Genomic DNA, 18,537 nt, shown 5'->3' with positions numbered 1-18,537 from the left:
TGAGTCACGGTCTGTCCTCACGGTGGCCGGAATTCAGGGGAAGCGCATTGTGGTTGGGATGTTCGAGCTCGACGGCACTCGGGACTCCCGAGGGAGGAAGACGTTTCCACACCTGAAGGAGCATCAGAGGGATAAATAGCACCCACAGACTGTCAAACTTTTCCAGGTAGGGATTGGTGATGTTTCCGATCAGAAAGCACGTCAGGCCGACGAGCAGCGGCACACTCCACTCGCGAAGCCCCACAACCTTTCGCGACTCCCGCAAGGCCTTGGCGAATGATCCTCCTATGGCGCCGCCGTAGAGGATCACTCCGCTGAGTCCGACGTGGAAGAGGAGCGCGACGTAAGCGAGCTCATACGCCCAGGGCGTGTCGAGGTTTCTTATCGCACCGGGAGCGACGCCGCCGAGTCCGCTGCCGAAGATGGGCTCGTTCGACCAGCCCTGCAGGAGTGCCGCGAGTTGCATCGATCGAGCATTGGCGTCTGGCCCCTGTGAGTCGGATTTCAGCACGGTCCACGAGAGGTTCGCTTGCAGGTCAAGATGGAGGGCAAGAACAATGACATACCCCACAACTGCGACCACGATGATTGGAGCAATGAGGCGTCGAATGCGCCTTCTCAACCTGGGTTCGAGCATGACTGCCAGAATCGGCGACAGGGCGAAGACCAGCAGCAGAGCCCGCCGGCCCGACAGAATTACCAGCGCGATGGTGCTGATCAGCGAGAAGTAGATCACCCACCTGTTGATGGGATAGGGGGTTCCACGGGGCCACGTAAGAATGAGCGTGATCAGAAATGGAACGAGGAACAGAAGGCTTGAAAGGGTGGTGAGGCTGAATTGAAGAATCCCGCGACTGTAGACAATTCCTTGACCCTGGTTAATGGCCGTGGCAAGCCCGCTCGCAGGAATAACGCCGGTCTGGGACAAAATGTACAGCGACCCATATGCGCCGATCGCAGCCGCCCCGATGATGCAGACTCGGAATAGGCGACGGAGGTGCTGAATGAATTGCACCTGACTCGCAAGCACAAGGAAAACAATGGGCCATAACGTGTACACGGTCGACTGAGAGTACGCGCCGGGGTTGGCGTTCCAGGCGCCGTGGAGGGCCTGCATCGTTCCGTAAGCCGCCAATCCTAGGACCACGACGGCGCCAGTCCGGTTGAACCGAACCCCTCCACGCGAGGTGATTGCCCCGAGGAGTGCGATGCTCAGAACGGGGAGCTTGAGGGACTGATACGTGGTTGGAACGAAAAGCATTCCGAAGAGCAGGATTCCGGAGGCCCATTCTCCCAGAGTGGGCGCGCCCGGGGCGCGGTTGCTATCCGTCGCGTGCGCCGTGGTGGCCAACAACGGTCCCGGGGTCTTCGATCTCATACCGCGGTCTCACTGTGCTGTGTCGCGGCCCGGCTCGATGAAATCTTCATGCCTCGAGGCCATGCCCGACGAGGTCCTGGGGCAACGGCCGAGTGTGGGCCTGAACGCGCCGACGCGCGAATATGGCCGTGACGACATATGCCAAGACGCTGGCGCTCGCACAACCGGTGGCCCCGTACAGGTAGGGAGAGCGGTATCGCTGCGATGACCATCGCGCACGCCCCGGTGCTGGTGACGATTGAGCCAGATCTGAAGTCGCCAAGGCCCTGGCAGGCGGACAGGTCGATATTGCTCGATGCAAGGAGCACAGAAGCCCCGCACAGGAGATATGCGGCGGGGAGGCCGCGCACGAACTCACCGCCGAGAACGTAGTGCATGACCAGGAAGGATATCCCGGCAGCCCCGATGGCCAGGACTGCCGTGATCGACACGTACCGGCGGCGCCAATGAGACAGTGACGACAGATTCCCGACGCTCGCGACGCGGCGAATCAGGATGGCTGACGCCGCGGAAGGGACGATCCACGCAAGATCGGCCAAGCTCGCCGCCGTCCCGTAGATACCGACCTCTGCGTTGGTCGAGACGGTGCCGAGGATCAAGCGGTCGCCCTTCCACATCACGATGTTGCCAACTCCCGCGAGCATTGCCGGGAGGCTGATGATGATCAGCCCGCGCAGCTGACCCCATGAGGTGGCTTGGCGGCGACTCCAGGCGAAGCCCGACTTCCACAGACAGAAGCAGATCTGGCCTGCGTAGCCCAACGCGCCCAGGGCGAGCACAGAGGTCACACTGAGATCACCTGCGCGCCACAGGAGGGTGGACCCGACGAGCTGGAGGAGCGGCGGAAAGAGGTCAGAGGCCACCGCTGCAGCGTGGTGACCGAGCCCGTGCAGGGTCTCACGACCTAGGGCCGCACCAAGGGCGGTTATCGAGAATGCTGCGGTTGTGGCGAGCAAAGCGGGATTTCGAGTTCCACTCACCAGGCCCACCCCAACCGCGCCGATGGCCGCGAGCGGTACTCCTGCCGAGAGGAGCAGGCGCGCGCCGAGAGGGGCAAACGCCTCAACCGTGAGTCGGTGATCCGCGTGGGCGAAGAGCGTGCGCAAGGTGCTCGTGAGCCCGAGCGCTCCGATGAGCGTGGTCACGCTGGACATCGAGATCGCGATCACCAGAACACCGCGGTCGGCGGGGCCCAGCCATCGAGCCGTAAGCAGAGCGGTGAGCCCGAGGGTCCCGAGCGAGATAGCGGTGAGTATGAGCACCCTCGACTGCGGACGCCGAAGTAACGTCACGACGTTGTGGAACGGGCCAAACACCACGGTTCAAGGGCTCTCGACGTAGGCGGGGCTCGAGGGTCCCCTGGGCGGCCTCAGTGTACTGTTTCGTCGGTGCTGGGGTCTTCAGCGGGACTCGGACCCGTGAATGAGAACCGGCGGCGATCGACAGGACACGAGGGACCCGTGGAACGCGTGAGTGTGGATGTCTGTGTCGTGACGTACAACAGTGGTCGGACATTCCCGCAGCTGGTGGCCTCCGTGGAGGCCTACATGCCCCAGGGAACCCGCATCCTGGTTCGAGACAACTCGCCGAAGCCTGGACTGCTCGATGACCTCGAGCGAAGGGTGTCCTCAGGAGTCGAGATCCACGTGGTGGGACAGGGCGACAACGTGGGATTCGGACGCGCTTGCAACGAACTGGCGTCCGCGTCAGACCGCCCGTGGATCCTCTTTCTGAACCCGGACGCCGAGCTGCTGACACCGTTGCCCTCGACCGTGGGCGCAGACCCGCTGTGCATGATCGGCCCGCTCGTAGAGAGTCCGAGTGGTCAGACGGAGGCCACGTTCGGGCCGGATCGCAGCATGTGGTTCGAACTCAAGCAACGGGTCCTCAGGACGAGAGTGAGACTGGACCCTGACCGACCCATCGACTTCGTCTCGGGAGCCTGCTTTGCCATTTCGCGCGAGCGGTTTCTCGGCCTCGGCGGCTTCGATGACCGGTACTTCATGTACTACGAGGACATCGACCTCGGGCGACGGTGGCGAGGCCGAGGTGGCCAGATCCTGATAGAGCGGGGATGGCGCGTACGACACATCGGAGGCGCCTCCGCAAATGCGGCCCCGCTCACTGCCCTCGTACGCAGCTATCAGTCAGCCTGCAGGTATCACCAGCGCTGGCATGTGGTTCCCCAAACGTTCAAGGCCATCTGCGTTGTGGAGGCGGCCCTGAAGTTGACCCTCGCGCTCATTGCGGGACGGGTGGGCAAGGTGGATCGGAATACGCAGTGGGGACTCTTCAAGTACGTCATCGCGAGCCCTTGGAATCGAGTCCTCGCTGACGACTAGCTGACGGTGCCGCCTGGTCAGCCGCTGCGGGTTGGCGTCAGCCCGCAGGACGGGAGAGGCGATCCAGAAGGCTTTGCTTCATCGTCGTGGGGATGAGTCCCTTGACCTTATTCCAGGCGATCCAAGCAGCCTTAAGGGCCTTCACCTCAGCGTTCGAGACGTCGAGCGTGCGGCGCCGACGGATCATGCTGTAGAGCTCGATGGGCGCAAGATCCGGCTCCGTGCGGGTGCTCTTGATAGCCCGAACGAAGACTCCCGCCTCCGGGGCGTCGGGGGAGACGGTCACATCGTCGAAGTCAGCGAAGATGGTGCGCATGTCATCCAGCTCGTAGCGCCAGAAGTCGTATGGGTAGGCGTGGATCGGGAATCCCTTTGATCGGGTGGTGATCACAAGGACCCCACCCGGCCGCAGGACACCTTTGAGGTTGGAGATCACTCGGCGCCAGTCGCGAACGTGCTCCAGCATCTCAGTCGTTAGGACCACGTCGAAGGATTGCGGGCCGAACCGCTCGACCAGGGTCTCGGCGTTGCACACGATGTCGACGCCGGGTCCGTCCTCGATGTCCACCCCGATGTACTCCGACGGCGCGAACGACTTCAGATACGGACGCGTGCTGCCGTTGACGTCATATGCGCCGACCTCGAGGACCCGCTTGCCCTTCACGTCCGGCTCTGTCAATGCGTCTCGAACAAACGTGATGCCGGCCTGGTTGCACATGGCGAGGAACCTACACCATGGTCGAGCGTCGACCGGGCTGAGCGACCACAGCCCCGAGCAGACTCACTGACGGGGTTCGGAACCCGCAGATCCGCCTTCGTCGCCGTGGACTCCCAAGTGATACGAGTTGGTGCTTTCAAGCCGCACCGTGACGCTGGAGGCGTAGCGAAGGCACTTGGCGCCCAAGGCGTCCGTGAGTGCGCGCCCTTCGGTGTCGTACTGGCGGACCGCAGGCTTGCGCCGAAGTTGGCGCAACTTCTGCACATAGAACTCTGGCGTGTACCGCAGGCTCGCGCGTAGTCCGACCTGACGCGCGAGCGCGTACACCTGCGACTCGGTGAGGTAGTTCGTCCAGTGCCAGACGTAGTCGGCGTGTAGTTCCGAATAGTCGGCGAGCTGCCGCCCTTCTCCGGCGGCCTTTGACTTGCGAAAAGGTCCAATTCCCATCTGACTCATTCGCTTGATCGCGGCATACCGCAGATCGTGGGACTGGATTCGGTGAACGAGCGGAAGGTGGAGGTGTCCCTCCCACAGGTAGTGACGAAGTGGAAAGAGGTGGAGTGCGACTCCACCTTGCTTGAGGGCCCTTCGGGTTTCCTTGAAGAAGTGCAGGTGGTCGTCCACGTGCTCGAGAACCTGGTTACTGACCACGATGTCGAAGTATTCGTCCGGGAATGGCCACCCCGAACTCGCCCCAATGAGATGCAGCCGCTCGGTCCAGTCCACACTCGGACTCTCCTCGCTGAGGCGGCGGACGGTGGAGTCGAAGAACCCGGCGGACTGCACTCCATGGTCACCGACGTCGTAGCCGTACACCTCCACCAGGCAATCTGGATACCAAGCAGACAGCGCAACATCGAGGACCCGGATGAGCTCACCATTGCCACATCCGGCGTCCAAGATCCGCAGAGTCCTCCCCGGAACGGCCCGTGCCAGGAGCTCGGTATTCACGCACGCCAACAGGTGGGCATGCGTCACGGAGGTGATGTTGAGGTCGGCCATGTCAAGGTTGGCGGATGCCGTACGACCGGCCTGCATGGAAGTCATGGGCTGCCTATCGGGGCTGATTGTGGGACCGCCCTTCCGATGTTCCGGCCTGACGAGTGTGGACGACTGAGTGTATGAGCCCTCCTCGCGGCGAGACTGGCAGCCGCTCCACCCCCAGACCAGATTTCAGTGCAGCATTGTCAACGACATAGCTTTCGGTGAGCTTTTGCAAGCGTAGGGAGTTGAGGGGGAGAGGCAGCACATCGCCAGCTCTGGCCAGGGCTTTGACCACACTGACCGGGATGGGCCAGATCTTGGGCGAGCGCCCGTGCGCGGCTGCGAGCGTCCGAACCATGTCGACTGTTGAGAGGGGCTCGTCGTCCGCCAAGTTGTACGTGCCCGGCGGCAGGTCCCCTTTCAGGGCCGCGGTCACGACGAACTCAAGGTTGTCGATCGAGAGGACTGACCGCTGGTTCGCAAACGCTCCCAGCGGATAAGGGATCCGCGCTCTGATGAGCCGGTTCAGCAACGCGAAGTTACCCTTGACCCCTGGGCCCACAACCACGCAGGGTCGAAGCACGTAGAGCTCTTGGCCCGGCTCCGGCGGCCGCCCAGCGAGGTACTGCTCGGCTCGCAGCTTCGACCGGCCGTATGGCGTTGTGGGGTGTGGTTCATCGTTCTCGCGCAGGATGCCGGCCGGGGCGTCGCTGACTGCCTTGACCGAGCTGAAGAAGATGAAGGTGCGCGCCTTCGAGGCCCGGAAGGCCTCGTAGACGTCGCGGGTGAGGGCAACGTTGGCCGCCTCGTACCGGGCTTCGTCCGCCGACCCGTGGAGGTCGTGCGCCTGCCCAGCCAGGTGAATCACCGCCGAGTCGGCCTCCAGCTCGGCCTTCGCAAAGGTCGCGTAGTCGAGATCGCTGCCCGACCGTCCGACGGTGACAATCTTTCGCACGCCACGCGCGGGCAGCAGCCGCTGGAGGTGCTGACCCACAAAGCCCGAGGCCCCGGTGAGGTAGACAACTTCGGAGGTCATTCCGACGCACCTCCGACCATTGGCCTGGCGGCCGGTGACGGGTTTGGCACGCCGAGAGCTGCCGCCACCACCGCTGCGGCCACGTCCCGGGGCTGGAAGTCGGCGACGACGCGTGCGCGGGCGGCAGCGCCCATCTCACGGCGGAGCTCAGGCTCACGCAGGAGGCGGTCGATCGCTGCTGCCAAGGCGGGTGCGTCATCCACGGGGACGATCAAGCCGGTGCGTCCGTCCTCGACCGAGTCCACAGCCCCTGTCGCGTCAGTGGTGATTGCCGGAACCCCCATCGCGGCAGCCTCAAGGACCACGTTGGGCATGCCCTCGCGCCAGGTGGGAAGGACAAGGATGTCCGTGACCGAGAGGAACGGTCGGACATCCTCGAGGTGGTCGTAGACGGCCAACGGGAGGCCGGAGCCCCGCAGGCGCTCCAGGTAGCCCGCAGAGTCGGCTTCATCCTGGGCGCCCAAGATGAGGAGCTGGACCTCGTCACCGAGCTCACGAATCCTGCGTGCCGCCGCAATCAGGGCGTCCGGTCCCTTGTCCCGAGTCAGGCGACCGATGAAGGCCAGCACGGGCACCGAGGACTGGAGTCCGGCATCGAAGAGCACATGTTCCGCTCGCGGGATCGGGGTGAAGTGCTCTGTGTTCACGCCGTGGCTGCTGCCGTGATGTGGCACGACGAGCGGCCTGCCCGCGTCCAGTCCTAGCACTCGGTACCGGGTGGCGAGCGACGGCGACACGGCAATGACCACGTGGCTGCACCAGCTGGTCAATCGCTCCATCGCGCTCAGGATGGCCCGGTGGCGCCCTTCGACGCCCTCGAGGCGGAGCCCCTGCAGGAAATAGGCGCGGCGTGGAACTCGGGTCAGCTTGGACGCGACCATCCCGAGCAGACCGGCCTTGGGCGTTCCCGCGAACACGACGTCGGGGCGCACCTGCCGAAGCACCCGGATCCATCCAAGCAGCGCTCGCAGGTCCGCAACCAGCGAAACGGCCCGCGCCATGGGCACGATGTGGACGTGATCAGCCCGGGCGCGAAGGGCGGGGATCTCGGGGCCTGCGCTGGTGATCACATGCACGCGATAGCCCTCGCGCTGGAGCGTCCCGGTGATCTCTCGGTAGAACTGGTCCACGGTGCGGGAGATCGTGGTGCTGACGACGGCGATTGGCCGGTCCCGACTCACGACAGGCCCACCGCTCGGGTCCATTCATCCGCCCAGGCGTCAAAGGAGTAGTGCTCCGCCACAGCGGCAACGCCAGTGAGCCCGCGCTGTCGGCGCACGTCATCACCCTCGTGGAGGACACCCGCGATCGCGTCGGCCCAGCTCTCGTCAGGGCCGACGGCAACGCCATCGAACCGCTTCAGCGCGAGCTCGTTCGCCCCGACGGGAGAGCCGACTATGGGCAGCCCCGCCGCTGCATACTGCAAGAGCTTGTAGGCACACTTGCCTCGGCTGAACGGTGAGTCGTCCAGGGGGGCGATGGCAATGTCTGCGGAGGCGAGCAGGCCCGGCATGGTGCGCAGGTCCCATGGCACGCGGTCGACGAACCCATGCAGACCGATGCTGTCCGGGCCGGGCCCGCTGATGAGTCGGAGCCGGGCCCCTGTCGTCTCATGGAGTCGGCGCAACTGGGGTGCGATGGATTCGACGTACCGCTCTGTGGTGCGGGAGCCGAGCCAGACGATCACCGGCGCCTCACCGACCGCCCAGGAGCCCTTGACCAGGTACGTCGACGGTTCGATGCATGAAGGAATCACACGCACGTCGCGGGAATGCTGGGAGGCCCAGCCCGCGAGATAGTCGTTTCCGGCAATCACGACGTCCGCAGTGCTGACGCCGCGCCGGCATTTCGCGGGCCTGGCGTAGATGCTCCGCAGGCCGGAGCCGTCCTCGAACAACGCGTCGTCGAAGTCGTAGGTGGAGTGCGCCGCCGACCGCAGAAAGCGCTCCTCGACCTCCCCGTGGCTGAGGGGGCTGGCCTCGCGCGACATCAACAGCAAGTCACGTTTGCCATGTGCGAGACGGCGGGTCGTGATCTCCGCGGCCACGACCTCAGGCAGGTGACGAAACACGGTCGAGGGGCGGAGGTTGCCGAGTCCGGCATGGCGGAAGTGTTGCGCCGACACGTCGAGGTGCGACAGCCAGTCGTCGATCCTCACCCTGGTACTGGGTGCTCTGCTGCCATACAACGAGACCGTCGTGAGGCGCGGGGTTGTGAATGATCCGTCCGGCGAGGTGGGCATCAGCGCTGGCGGTCCTTCAAGGGTCAGAGTTGCCCTGCTGGGTGCTGGTCCAGCCAGAGTTCGAGCACAAGCATGGCATACAGGAGATACGTGGTGTTCCGGTCCGTGAAGGCAGTGCCCTCGAGCAGACCCTGCACCAGTTTCGGTTCAACGTACTCGAAGACCCGCGCGTTGGGTACGCCGAGCGTGTCGTGCACCAAGGGCCTCAGCGGACCCTGCAGCCATGACGCCATCGGTACCTCGAAGCCCCGCTTGGCCCCGCCGATCACCTCTTGAGGAAGGCGACCCTTGTAGGCGTCGCGCAGAATCCGCTTTGTCTGGCCTCCCTTCACGCGGTACGCGTCAGGAAGCCGCCAGGCGAGCTCCGCGACCTCGTGGTCGAGGAATGGCGACCGGGCCTCGAGGGACGCGCTCATGGTCCCGATGTCCATCTTCACGAGGAGATCGGAGAGCAGGTTGAAGCCGACGTCCGTCGCCACCAGCCGGTCGAGCGCTGACACGGTCGGGCCGACCTGCACCGGCACCAGCCGCTCCGACGCTTCGACGGCCCCGCCCCGCCAGATGGCGCGCTTGTCGCGCTCGCGCAGCATGTCAGTGGTCCACGCGAGGTATCTCTCCGACGGGCCCATCGAGAGCCCGCGGGCGAATCGCGCTGCGAAGCCGAGGGCGGAGCGACGCTCGAGAGGCAATGCCTCAAGGAGCTTGGTGGCCGCTCGGGCAGGGGCGCCCCCAAACCGGTCGAGGCGTGCGGATGCGGTCGCCGCGGCATACCGACGGTAGCCGGCGAAGGTCTCGTCGCCGCCATCGCCGTTGAGCACGACCGTCACATGTTGACGCGCCAGCTGCGAGATCTGCATCGTCGGGATCGCGCTGGAGTCGGCGTACGGCTGGTCGTAGGCCGAGACGACCTTGTGCACTCCCGCCACGGGGTCGACCTCGAGCGGGAGAACGGTGTTGGGCACGCCGAGGTACTCGGCTGTGCGGCGAGCGACGAGGGACTCGTCGAGCTCCCCGCCGGTTGCCACGGTGAAGGTCTGCAAGGAGCCCGCCCCGGCCCTGACGGCCTCATGAGCGACGATGGAACTGTCGAGGCCACCCGACAAGAGAACGCCGAGCGGCACATCCGAGCGGAGCCGGATGGCAACCGCCTCGCCGATGAGGGAGCGCGCCTTCTCCTGTGCCTCGTCATAGGTGAGGTCCAGCTTCGGTTGAAACTGAGGACTCCAGTAGCGCCGGATGCTGAGCGATCCCCCGTCGAAGACCGCCACGCTGGCGGCGGGCAGGCTGTGCACCCCGTCGTAGATGGTGTCGGGCTGGGGCACGACGCCGAACGAGAGGTAGTCATAGATGCTTTGCGGACGCACCGCCAGCCGCATGCCAGCTGCCCTGGCCAGCGGCGCCAGCGCCTTGAGTTCTGAGCCGAACACCAGCGTGTCCGGCTGCGGCTGGGCATAGTAGAGCGGCTTCTTGCCTAGCCGATCCCGCGCCAGGATCAGCCGCTGGCGGTGGGTGTCGTGGATGGCGAACGCAAACATTCCGCGCAGGTGGTCCACGACGTCGAGTCCGTGAAGCTCGTAGAGGTGCAGGAGGACTTCCGTGTCCGAATCGGTCCGGAGGATCCGCCCTTGGGCCTTCAGTCGTTGGGCGATCTCCCGGTAGTTGTAGATCTCACCGTTGAAGACCACAGTCAACCGACCATCCGGGGTGCTCATCGGCTGGTGACCGCCATCGAGGTCGATGACCGCCAACCTGGTCATGCCAAGGGCGGTCAGGCCCTCCTCGTACGTCGCGGACTCATCTGGGCCGCGATGCTCCAGGACGTCGAGGGCCGCGCACAGGGCGTCGCGGCGGACCCGTGGGTCGGGATGGACTGCGCCAGAGATTCCGCACATCTGTGAAATCTCCTAGGTATCGGACGTGGTGCCTCTGGCAGCCCCCGCAAGTCGCACACAGCCTACATACAGGAGCACTGAGACCACGCTGAAGAGTGACGCGATGCGGACATCGGCCCACACCCACGCCGCTGTGACCAGCGCCGATGCACAGGCAACGCTCAAGGCCGTCACCGTGTGGCTCAACCCGACCACCCGCACCATGCGCTGGTACACATGGTCGCGGTGGGCCGAGAGGAGTGGTTCGCGGCGCGTTGCCCGCTGCGCCAACGTGACGAAGGTGTCGGCAACGTAGAAGCACAGTGGCGCGGCGAGAACGCTGACCCGAGCGCCTCCATGCCATCCGAGGAGAATGCCGCCGGCGACCAAGGCCCCAAACAGGTAGCTGCCGACGTCGCCGAGGAACAGCCGTGCCCTGGGCGCATTCCACGGCAGGAAGCCGAGAGCGGCGCCTGCCGTAGCCGCGCCGATCACCCACACTCCGGGCACGTGGTCGGTCACGCCGACCGCGATGGCGGTGACGCCCCACACCGCCATGGTCAAGGCCGTGATGCCGTTGATGCCGTCCATGAAGTTCACGACGTTCACGGCTGTGGGATACAGCACGGCACCTACCAGGGCGACCGCGATGCCGCCGGTGACCCCTCCCACGGCCAGGCCAGCGAGAATCTGCGCTGTTAGGCGTGCGCCCGCGGACAGGTCGCTTCGGTCGTCGGCGAAGCCGACCAGCGCGAGCACCAGCGCGGCCGCGAGTGCGGCGAGGGGGACGTCGGTATGCCGCCACGCTGCTACCCCCGCAGCTGCCAGGACTCCGGCCACGCATGCCCAGCCTCCGCCGCGCGGGGTCGGCAAGGAGTGGGACGAGCGGTGGTTGGGAACGTCGATCACGCCGTGACGCAGCATGGCCGCCCTGATGACGGGAGAGAACGCAAGCGTGACGATCAGGCTGGTGACGAGCTCCGCCACGACTAGCGGCTCGAACGGGCCGAGGCCGTGTCAGTCGCAGCCTCGGTGCGCATCCAGCTGGCCGCGGCGTCGTGCGAGGTCAGCACGGTGTCGGAGACGAGGTCACTCGAGATGCCCGGCACGGACACGTTGGAGACCAGCGGGTGGCTGGTGTTCTGGCGCTGCTCGTGGTGGGAGAAGAGCTCCTCGCCCAGCTTCTCGCCAGGCCGCAGGCCGGTGTAGACGATGTCGATGTCGCGGCGTCCGGACATGCGGATCAGGGTCTCGGCGACGTCGACGATCTTCACCTGCTCGCCCATCTCGAGCACCATCACCTCACCGTCCGTTCCGATGGACGCGGCCTCGAGCACGAGCTGGCAGGCCTCGGGGATGAGCATGAAGTAACGCTCGACCTCGGGGTGGGTGACGGTGATCGGGCCACCGCGCTCGATCTGCGCCGTGAAGGCGTGGACGACCGAACCACGCGACCCCAGGACGTTGCCGAAGCGCACGGACACGTAGCGGCCGGGGAACCGGTTCGCGAAATCGGCCGTGAGTCGCTCGGCAACCCGCTTGCTGTAGCCCAGCACGCAGGTCGGGTTGGCGGCCTTGTCGGTGGAGATGTTGACGAAGGTGCCCACGCCGACGTCCGAGGCTGCCTGCAGCACGTTGAGGGTGCCCAGCACGTTGGTCTTCCACGCCTCCAGAGGGTGTGACTCGAGCAGGGGGAGGTGCTTGAGGGCGGCGGCGTGGAACACGATGTCGGGGCGGGCGCGGTCGAATGCATCGCGCATGGCGTCGACCTCGCGGATGTTGGCCAGGATGAGCTCGTCGCTGTCGAGCAGCCCGTTGCCCACGAGGCTCATCTGGGTCTCCTGGAGCCCGGACTCGTCGCGGTCGAGCAGGAACAGCTTGGCCGGGCCGAACCGAGCGATCTGGCGGCACAGCTCCGAGCCGATCGACCCGCCGGCGCCGGTGACCAGGATCCGCTTGCCGGCGATCTGCTCGGCGATCACGGCCATGTCCAGCTCCACGGGACGCCTGCCGAGGAGGTCGGCCAGGTCGACCTTGCGGAGGTCGCCCGCAGTCGGGCGACCACCGATGATGTCGCGCAACGACGGGAGCGTCACGGCTCGCAGCCCGGCGTCCTCGGCCAGCTCGGTCAGCTCGCGGATCGTCTTGGCCTCGGCGAGGGGGAGCGCAATGATGAGGGTGTCGGCGCCCTGTTTGTGTGCCACCGCGGCCATGGCCTTGCGTGTGCCGCGGACCCTGATCCCGTCGATCCGCAGCCGCGCCTTCGTCGGGTCGTCGTCAAGCAGAGCGACCGGTCGGTAGCCGCCGTCGCCGTCGCCCAGCAGGCTTCGGGTGAGCTGGCGCCCCGCCGAGCCCGCCCCGAAGATGATGGCCCGGCGATCCTCACCGACCTGGTGGGCGACCCGAGTGAGGCGCACCGACCGGATGATGAAGCGCGCCGAGAACATGCCCAGCACCGCGAAGGCGGGAGCCGTGAACGGGATGCTTCGGGGCAGGGGGCCAAGGTGGACGGCGAAGACTGCGGTGAGCAGGACGAGGGTGGTGAGGAGCACGGTCCGCCCGACGTCATAGGTCTCCTCGAAGGACCCACGTTGATGGCCGACGGCATACGGGCCGAAGAAGGTGCCGAAGACGACCTGGCAGATGACCGCCACGACGGCGAACGAGATGGTGGCCGAGGCGAGCACCTGCCCGACCTGCAGGTCGTAGCGCAGCCACGCGGCCAGAAACACGGCCAGGACCCAGGCCGCAGAGTCGATGACTGCCCACATCCACCGGTTTACGCGTTCGCGCCGCCGGATGCTTCGATTAGCCACCGTTCACTCCTCCCCAGTGTTGCCCAGCCCGAAGGGCCGCAGTTGATCGCCCCGGAAGTTTACAGGTCAACTCTGCTTTTGCTCGTGACCGACGCGGGATCGGCCAATCGGGCGGAAATCGGACATCCGTTCGGCCTCGTCCTCGTATCGCCCGGTTTGTTCCGCGAACTCGCGGCACGCGGCATACGTGGGGAGCAGGCCCTGCTCGAGCGCCTGGGCCAGCGTCGGCGCCGCGTCGTCCTTGGGCGAGAGCAGCGGCTCCAGGCCCGCGGGGAAGGTGAGGCCCACCTCGGCGTCGAGCGGATGGATGCCGTGCTCGCGCTCGGGGTTGTAGGCGGCCGAGCACAGGTACATGGCCGTCGTGTCGTCCTCGAGGGCGACGAAGGCGTGGCCCAGCCCCTCGGACAGGTAGACGGCGCGGCGGTCGACGGCGTCGAGAAGCACCGAGTCCCACTGGCCGAAGGTGGGGGAGCCGACCCGGATGTCGACGATGAAGTCGATGAGGGACCCGGACAGGGCGGTGATGTACTTCGCCTGCGAGGGCGGGACGTCGGCGAAGTGGATGCCACGCACCGTGCCGCGGCTCGACACGGAGATGTTCGTCTGGACGACCTCGAGCCGGTGACCGATGTGCTCGGCCAGCTTGTCGCCGCGGAACGACTCCAGGAACACCCCACGGCCATCGGGGAACTGCCGCGGGGTCACCTCGAAGGCGCCCTCGATCGTCAGCGCGCGGAACTCCATCAGCGGTCTCCGTCCGCGAGCAGCTGCGCGAGGTAGGCGCCGTACCCGCTCTTGGCCAGGCCCTTGGCCGCGGACGACAGCTGCTCGTCGTCGATCCACCCATTGCGCCAGGCGATCTCCTCGACGCAGCCGACCTTGAGCCCCTGGCGGCTCTCGACGACGTGCACGAACTGGGAGGCCTCCATGAGCCCCTCGAACGTGCCGGTGTCGAGCCACGCGGTCCCCCGCTCGAGCACGGTGACGGTCAGGTCCCCGCGCTCGAGGTAGGCGTTGTTGATGCCGGTGATCTCCAGCTCGCCCCGGGGGCTCGGCTCGAGCTGCCTGGCGATGGAGACCACGTCGTTGTCGTAGAAGTACAGGCCCGGGACGGCGTAGCTCGACCGTGGTCGGGTCGGCTTCTCCTCGATGGACAGCACCGTGCCGTCGTCGCCGAACTCCACGACGCCGTATGCCGACGGCTCGGTCACGTGGTACGCGAAGATGTGGCCGCCGCTCACCTCGGCGTTGGCCCGCAAGGCGGTGCCCAGCCCGGTGCCGTAGAAGATGTTGTCGCCCAGCACCAGGGCCACGCTGTCGCCGTCGATGAACTCCGCCCCGATGATGAACGCCTGTGCCAGGCCCTCGGGCCTGGGCTGCACGGCATACGACAGCTCGATGCCCCACTGGGAGCCGTCACCGAGGAGCCGCTCGAACTGAGCCGCGTCGTCGGGGGTGGTGATGACCAGGACCTCGCGGACACCGGCCATCATCAGCGTCGAGAGCGGGTAGTAGATCATCGGCTTGTCATAGACAGGCATCAGCTGCTTGCTGATGCCGAGCGTGATCGGGTGCAGCCGGGTGCCTGAGCCCCCGGCGAGGATGATGCCCTTCATGCTGGCGACTGTATCGGCAGGGCGAGGCGGCCAGCCGGTCTCAGGCGCCGGACCGGTCGCGCGAGGCGCCCGACAGCGCCAGCAGGCACTGTTCGATCCTGTCGGCCTGCGCAGGCGTGACGGGGTTCGGTTGTGGTGGGAACCCCGAGCGGTCCGAGAACATGGCGATCGTGCCTTGACGACCCAACAGGTAGGCGCGCCCCGACGGCGTCACCAGGTAGCCCACCTGATCCACTGCCCCGCCCCGGCCTGCTTCAGACCACCGCACGGCCCAGCCCTGGACGTCCGGCACCCGCCCCAGCGCCACCCGGCTCAGGCCGAGGAACCGCCCGAGACCAAGGGGAAGGGGCTTCCTCACCCAGGCGATCAGCGGCACCATCGGCGGCGAACCTGGGCGCGCGGCGAGCCGGGCGCACGACTCCGCCAGCCGGTTGGCGGTCTCGTCGGCGCGGGTGGCCGGATCGGGCGTGAAGCGCGGCATGCTCGTAACCCCTGCAGGTACGTTGTGAGGACCACCCTTGGCCACCGTGAGGTCGCCACCGCTTGGTCCGGATTTCGAGTTCATGATGCCACGCGACGTTTCGACATGAGGCCATTTGTCCCGGTTGGGCGGGGCGGCCAGCGACCCGGGCCGCTGTGACGCCCGGGAGGTCGAGGTCGGTGTGGGTAGGGTGCAGCGCGTGAAGGTCCTGGTCACCGGCGCCGCCGGCTTCATCGGTTCGAACTTCGTCATCCGCGCCCATCTGGTCCGCCCCGACTGGCGGCTCACGGTGCTGGACTCCATGACGTATGCCGCGAACCTCGCCTCGCTCGACCCGGTGATCGGCGACGTCGACGTCGTCAAGGGCTCCGTCACCGATGCGGACCTCGTCGACGAGCTCGTCGCCGCCCACGACGTCGTGGTGCACTTCGCGGCCGACTCCCACAACGACAACTCGCTCGACGACCCGTGGCCGTTCATCGACACGAACATCATCGGCACCTACCAGCTGATCCAGGCGGTGCGTCGGCACGATAAGCGGCTCCACCACATCTCGACCGACGAGGTCTACGGCGACCTCGAGCTCGACGACCCCGCCAAGTTCACCGAGTCGACGCCGCTCAACCCCTCGAGTCCCTACTCGGCCTCCAAGGCCAGCGCCGACCTGCTGGTGCGCGCGTGGATCCGCTCCTTCGGGCTCAAGGCCACCCTGTCGAACTGCTCGAACAACTACGGCCCTCGCCAGCACGTCGAGAAGTTCATCCCGCGGCAGATCACCGGCATCATCGACGGCGTCAGGCCCAAGCTCTACGGCGCGGGGGCCAACGTCCGCGACTGGATCCACGTCGACGACCACAACGACGCCGTCATCGCCATCCTCGAGCAGGGCCGGCTCGGCGAGACCTACCTCATCGGGGCCGATGGCGAGATGAACAACAAGGACATCGTCGCGCTCATCCTCGAGCTCATGGGCAAGCCGGCCGACTGGTACGACCACGTCCCCGACCGCCCCGGCCATGACCTGCGCTACGCCATCGACTCCACCAAGCTCCGCACCGAGACGGACTGGCGTCCCGCTCATCCTGACGTCCGCTCCGGGCTGGCCGACACGATCGCCTGGTACGACGCCAACCAGGACTGGTGGCGCACCGCCAAGGTCGTCGCCGAGGCCCGCTACGAGCGGCTGGGACGCTAGATGACGCGGTGGCTGGTCACCGGTGCCGGCGGCATGCTCGGCCTCGACCTCCAGGTGGTCCTCGCGCTCGCGGGCGTGGACCTCAAGGACGTGACCGCCCTGAAGCGAGCCGACCTCGACATCACCCGCGCCTCCGAGGTCCGCGACGCGGTCCGTGGCCACGACGTGGTTGTCAACTGCGCGGCATACACCGCGGTCGACGACGCGGAAAGCCACGAGGGTCAAGCCTTTTCGGTGAATGCCGTCGGTGCTGCCAACGTCGCCGGCGCGTGCCGCGAGACCGGCGCCCGGCTCGTCCACGTGTCCACCGACTACGTCTTCGCCGGCGACGCCACCGATCCGTATGCCGAGGACGCGCCGCTCGCTCCCCGCTCGGCCTACGGGCGCACCAAGGCTGCAGGGGAGTGGGCCGTGCGCGCCACCTGCCCCGAGTCGTGGATCGTCCGCACGGCGTGGTTGTACGGCGCGGGTGGACCCAACTTCGTCAAGACCATGGCCCGGCTGGCCGGCCAGCACGAGACCCTCACGGTGGTCGACGACCAGCGCGGTCAGCCGACGTGGACGATGGATGTCGCCGAGGCGATCGTCCGGCTGGTCGGCGCGAGCGCACCGTTCGGGGTCTGGCATGCGACCAGCGAGGGCGAGACGACGTGGTTCGACTTCACCCGCCAGATCTTCGCCGGTCTCGGGTTGGACCCGCAGCGGGTCCAGCCGACCACGACCGACAAGTTTCCTCGGCCGGCGCCACGCCCGGCCTACAGCGTGCTGGGCCACGACGCCTGGCGGATGGCGCGCATCCCGCTGTTGCCGCAGTGGCAGGAGAGCCTGGCCAAGGCGTTGCCCGACGTGGTCGAACAGATGCCGCCGTCACCCGTCGGCTGACCGGCGGACCTTGCGCAGGATCGTCATGGCCCGCGGCAGGGCACGCACCCCTCGGCCCCAGCGAGCGGCGTGCAGCCTGGCGATCTCGCGCCGGCTCGCCGCTGGAGCCAGATGGGCGCTGAGGAGCTGCTCACGAGGCGGCACCACCGCGTGCAGCAGGATGCGTGGCCGTTCGCGCCACCGAGCCCGCCTGAGCTCGACGAGCCACAGGGAGCCGGACACCGTGCCGAACTCCTGCCGCACCCGCCACGCGGCCAGCGCAGGCGACTGCTCTCGCGGCGGTGGGGGGAGGGCCACCCCGACCCGCTCCAACAGCGCCCGGGCGGACTGGTCGGACCCGGTGGCAGCGGCGAGTCGGCCGAGGGCCTCACGTCCCCCGTCGTCCAGGGTGGAACCAAGGGTGTTCTCGAGGTGGTCCAGGTCCTCCCGGCTCCACGGCCGGCCCACGTCGCGCAACGCGTGGAGCGCGACGACCAGGGCGTGTCCCAGGACATCCGGAGTCGTCACCGACCTGCCTGCGACCACCGTCGTGGTCCGCCGCTCCCACAGCGCCTCGAAGACCACCTGCGGCTCGGCGAGGAATCCTGGGAACAGGAAGTGCACGTCGAGGTCGCAGGGCCAGCCCTCGCGGATGAAGTGACCTGAGTGGTCGAAGGCGAGATCAGCGGCCCGGTGGACCGGTAGTGGTACGAAGCGACGGAACCAGCCGGCCGCCTCGATCGCCAGGCAGAGACGGTCGAAGGCCGCGGGGTCGACGAGCACGTCGACATCGGAGGACGGGCGGGCGGGCCGGGCTCCCGCTGCGACCGCCGTCGGCCCCTTGATGAACAGGACCCTGGCCCCGGCCTGCTCGGCGAGCCGTGCCACCAGCCCGTGCGCGAGCAGCACGCCATCGGTGACGGTGAGCTCGGCGTGGTCCACGTAGCGGAGTATGACATCGGCCACGGCGCTCGAGCCGCGCATCCCGTTAGGGTCG

At 66.8% G+C, this 18,537-nt stretch carries 17 protein-coding genes; 3 read left to right on the top strand and 14 right to left on the bottom strand.

The genetic code is table 11. The annotated features are described in order from the left end of the window. Positions 1–4: 4 nt before the first annotated feature. Both GKE56_RS08730 and GKE56_RS08725 read right to left on the bottom strand, forming a co-directional pair. A complete protein-coding gene (locus tag GKE56_RS08730; protein WP_154684216.1) occupies positions 5–1,378 on the bottom strand; it encodes a hypothetical protein in 1,374 nt (457 codons plus the stop codon). Then, positions 1,375–2,547: a lipopolysaccharide biosynthesis protein gene (locus GKE56_RS08725; protein WP_154684215.1), complete on the bottom strand. Its 1,173-nt coding sequence runs from the start codon at positions 2,545–2,547 to the stop codon at positions 1,375–1,377. The genes GKE56_RS08730 and GKE56_RS08725 overlap by 4 nt, the downstream gene beginning before the upstream one ends. Positions 2,548–2,847: 300 nt before the next feature. Between GKE56_RS08725 and GKE56_RS08720 the strand changes: the two genes are divergently transcribed. Beyond that, positions 2,848–3,720: a glycosyltransferase gene (locus GKE56_RS08720; protein ID WP_195908059.1), complete on the top strand. Its 873-nt coding sequence runs from the start codon at positions 2,848–2,850 to the stop codon at positions 3,718–3,720. Between the two features lie 37 nt (positions 3,721–3,757). Here the strand turns inward: GKE56_RS08720 and GKE56_RS08715 are convergent, their stop codons facing one another. From GKE56_RS08715 to GKE56_RS08665, 11 genes are all read right to left on the bottom strand, one after another. Continuing rightward, complete coding sequence (locus tag GKE56_RS08715; protein WP_154684213.1) at positions 3,758–4,438, bottom strand: bifunctional 2-polyprenyl-6-hydroxyphenol methylase/3-demethylubiquinol 3-O-methyltransferase UbiG; 681 nt, start codon at positions 4,436–4,438, stop codon at positions 3,758–3,760. A gap of 63 nt (positions 4,439–4,501) precedes the next feature. After that, positions 4,502–5,485 (bottom strand): class I SAM-dependent methyltransferase, encoded by a 984-nt coding sequence (locus GKE56_RS08710; protein WP_154684212.1) that lies wholly within the window; start codon positions 5,483–5,485, stop codon positions 4,502–4,504. 7 nt (positions 5,486–5,492) lie between these two features. Next, a complete protein-coding gene (locus GKE56_RS08705) occupies positions 5,493–6,458 on the bottom strand; it encodes an NAD-dependent epimerase/dehydratase family protein (RefSeq protein ID WP_154684211.1) in 966 nt (321 codons plus the stop codon). Next, a complete protein-coding gene (locus GKE56_RS08700; RefSeq protein ID WP_195908058.1) occupies positions 6,455–7,588 on the bottom strand; it encodes a glycosyltransferase family 4 protein in 1,134 nt (377 codons plus the stop codon). Before GKE56_RS08700 ends, GKE56_RS08705 begins: the two co-directional genes overlap by 4 nt. Before the next feature lie 47 nt (positions 7,589–7,635). After that, entirely contained in the window at positions 7,636–8,616 is a 981-nt protein-coding gene (locus GKE56_RS08695; protein ID WP_195908057.1) for a glycosyltransferase, read from the bottom strand. 107 nt (positions 8,617–8,723) lie between these two features. Further along, positions 8,724–10,592 (bottom strand): asparagine synthase (glutamine-hydrolyzing), encoded by a 1,869-nt coding sequence (asnB, locus tag GKE56_RS08690; RefSeq protein ID WP_154684208.1) that lies wholly within the window; start codon positions 10,590–10,592, stop codon positions 8,724–8,726. Between the two features lie 12 nt (positions 10,593–10,604). Further along, a complete protein-coding gene (locus tag GKE56_RS08685) occupies positions 10,605–11,558 on the bottom strand; it encodes a glycosyl transferase (RefSeq protein WP_154684207.1) in 954 nt (317 codons plus the stop codon). 2 nt (positions 11,559–11,560) lie between these two features. After that, positions 11,561–13,342: a nucleoside-diphosphate sugar epimerase/dehydratase gene (locus tag GKE56_RS08680; RefSeq protein ID WP_154684206.1), complete on the bottom strand. Its 1,782-nt coding sequence runs from the start codon at positions 13,340–13,342 to the stop codon at positions 11,561–11,563. A gap of 111 nt (positions 13,343–13,453) precedes the next feature. Further along, positions 13,454–14,131, bottom strand: coding sequence for a dTDP-4-dehydrorhamnose 3,5-epimerase family protein (locus GKE56_RS08675; protein WP_154684205.1), 678 nt, complete (start codon positions 14,129–14,131; stop codon positions 13,454–13,456). Beyond that, a complete protein-coding gene (rfbA, locus tag GKE56_RS08670) occupies positions 14,131–15,003 on the bottom strand; it encodes a glucose-1-phosphate thymidylyltransferase RfbA (RefSeq protein WP_154684204.1) in 873 nt (290 codons plus the stop codon). The genes GKE56_RS08675 and rfbA overlap by 1 nt, the downstream gene beginning before the upstream one ends. 40 nt (positions 15,004–15,043) lie before the next feature. Then, on the bottom strand, positions 15,044–15,484 hold the full coding sequence (locus GKE56_RS08665; RefSeq protein ID WP_154684203.1) for a hypothetical protein: 441 nt from the start codon (positions 15,482–15,484) through the stop codon (positions 15,044–15,046). 199 nt (positions 15,485–15,683) lie between these two features. Between GKE56_RS08665 and rfbB the strand changes: the two genes are divergently transcribed. Together rfbB and rfbD are read left to right on the top strand one after the other, a co-directional pair. Further along, entirely contained in the window at positions 15,684–16,679 is a 996-nt protein-coding gene (gene rfbB / locus GKE56_RS08660) for a dTDP-glucose 4,6-dehydratase (RefSeq protein ID WP_154684202.1), read from the top strand. After that, positions 16,680–17,561: a dTDP-4-dehydrorhamnose reductase gene (gene rfbD / locus GKE56_RS08655; protein ID WP_154684201.1), complete on the top strand. Its 882-nt coding sequence runs from the start codon at positions 16,680–16,682 to the stop codon at positions 17,559–17,561. Here the strand turns inward: rfbD and GKE56_RS08650 are convergent. Then, positions 17,547–18,482, bottom strand: a complete 936-nt coding sequence (locus GKE56_RS08650) for a nucleotidyltransferase family protein (protein WP_195908056.1) — start codon at positions 18,480–18,482, stop codon at positions 17,547–17,549. The genes rfbD and GKE56_RS08650 overlap by 15 nt on opposite strands. Positions 18,483–18,537: the final 55 nt, after the last annotated feature.

The sequence above is a fragment of the Nostocoides sp. HKS02 genome, assembly GCF_009707485.1.
Classification (GTDB): domain Bacteria; phylum Actinomycetota; class Actinomycetes; order Actinomycetales; family Dermatophilaceae; genus Pedococcus.
This window is presented reverse-complemented; position numbering and strand designations above follow the sequence as displayed.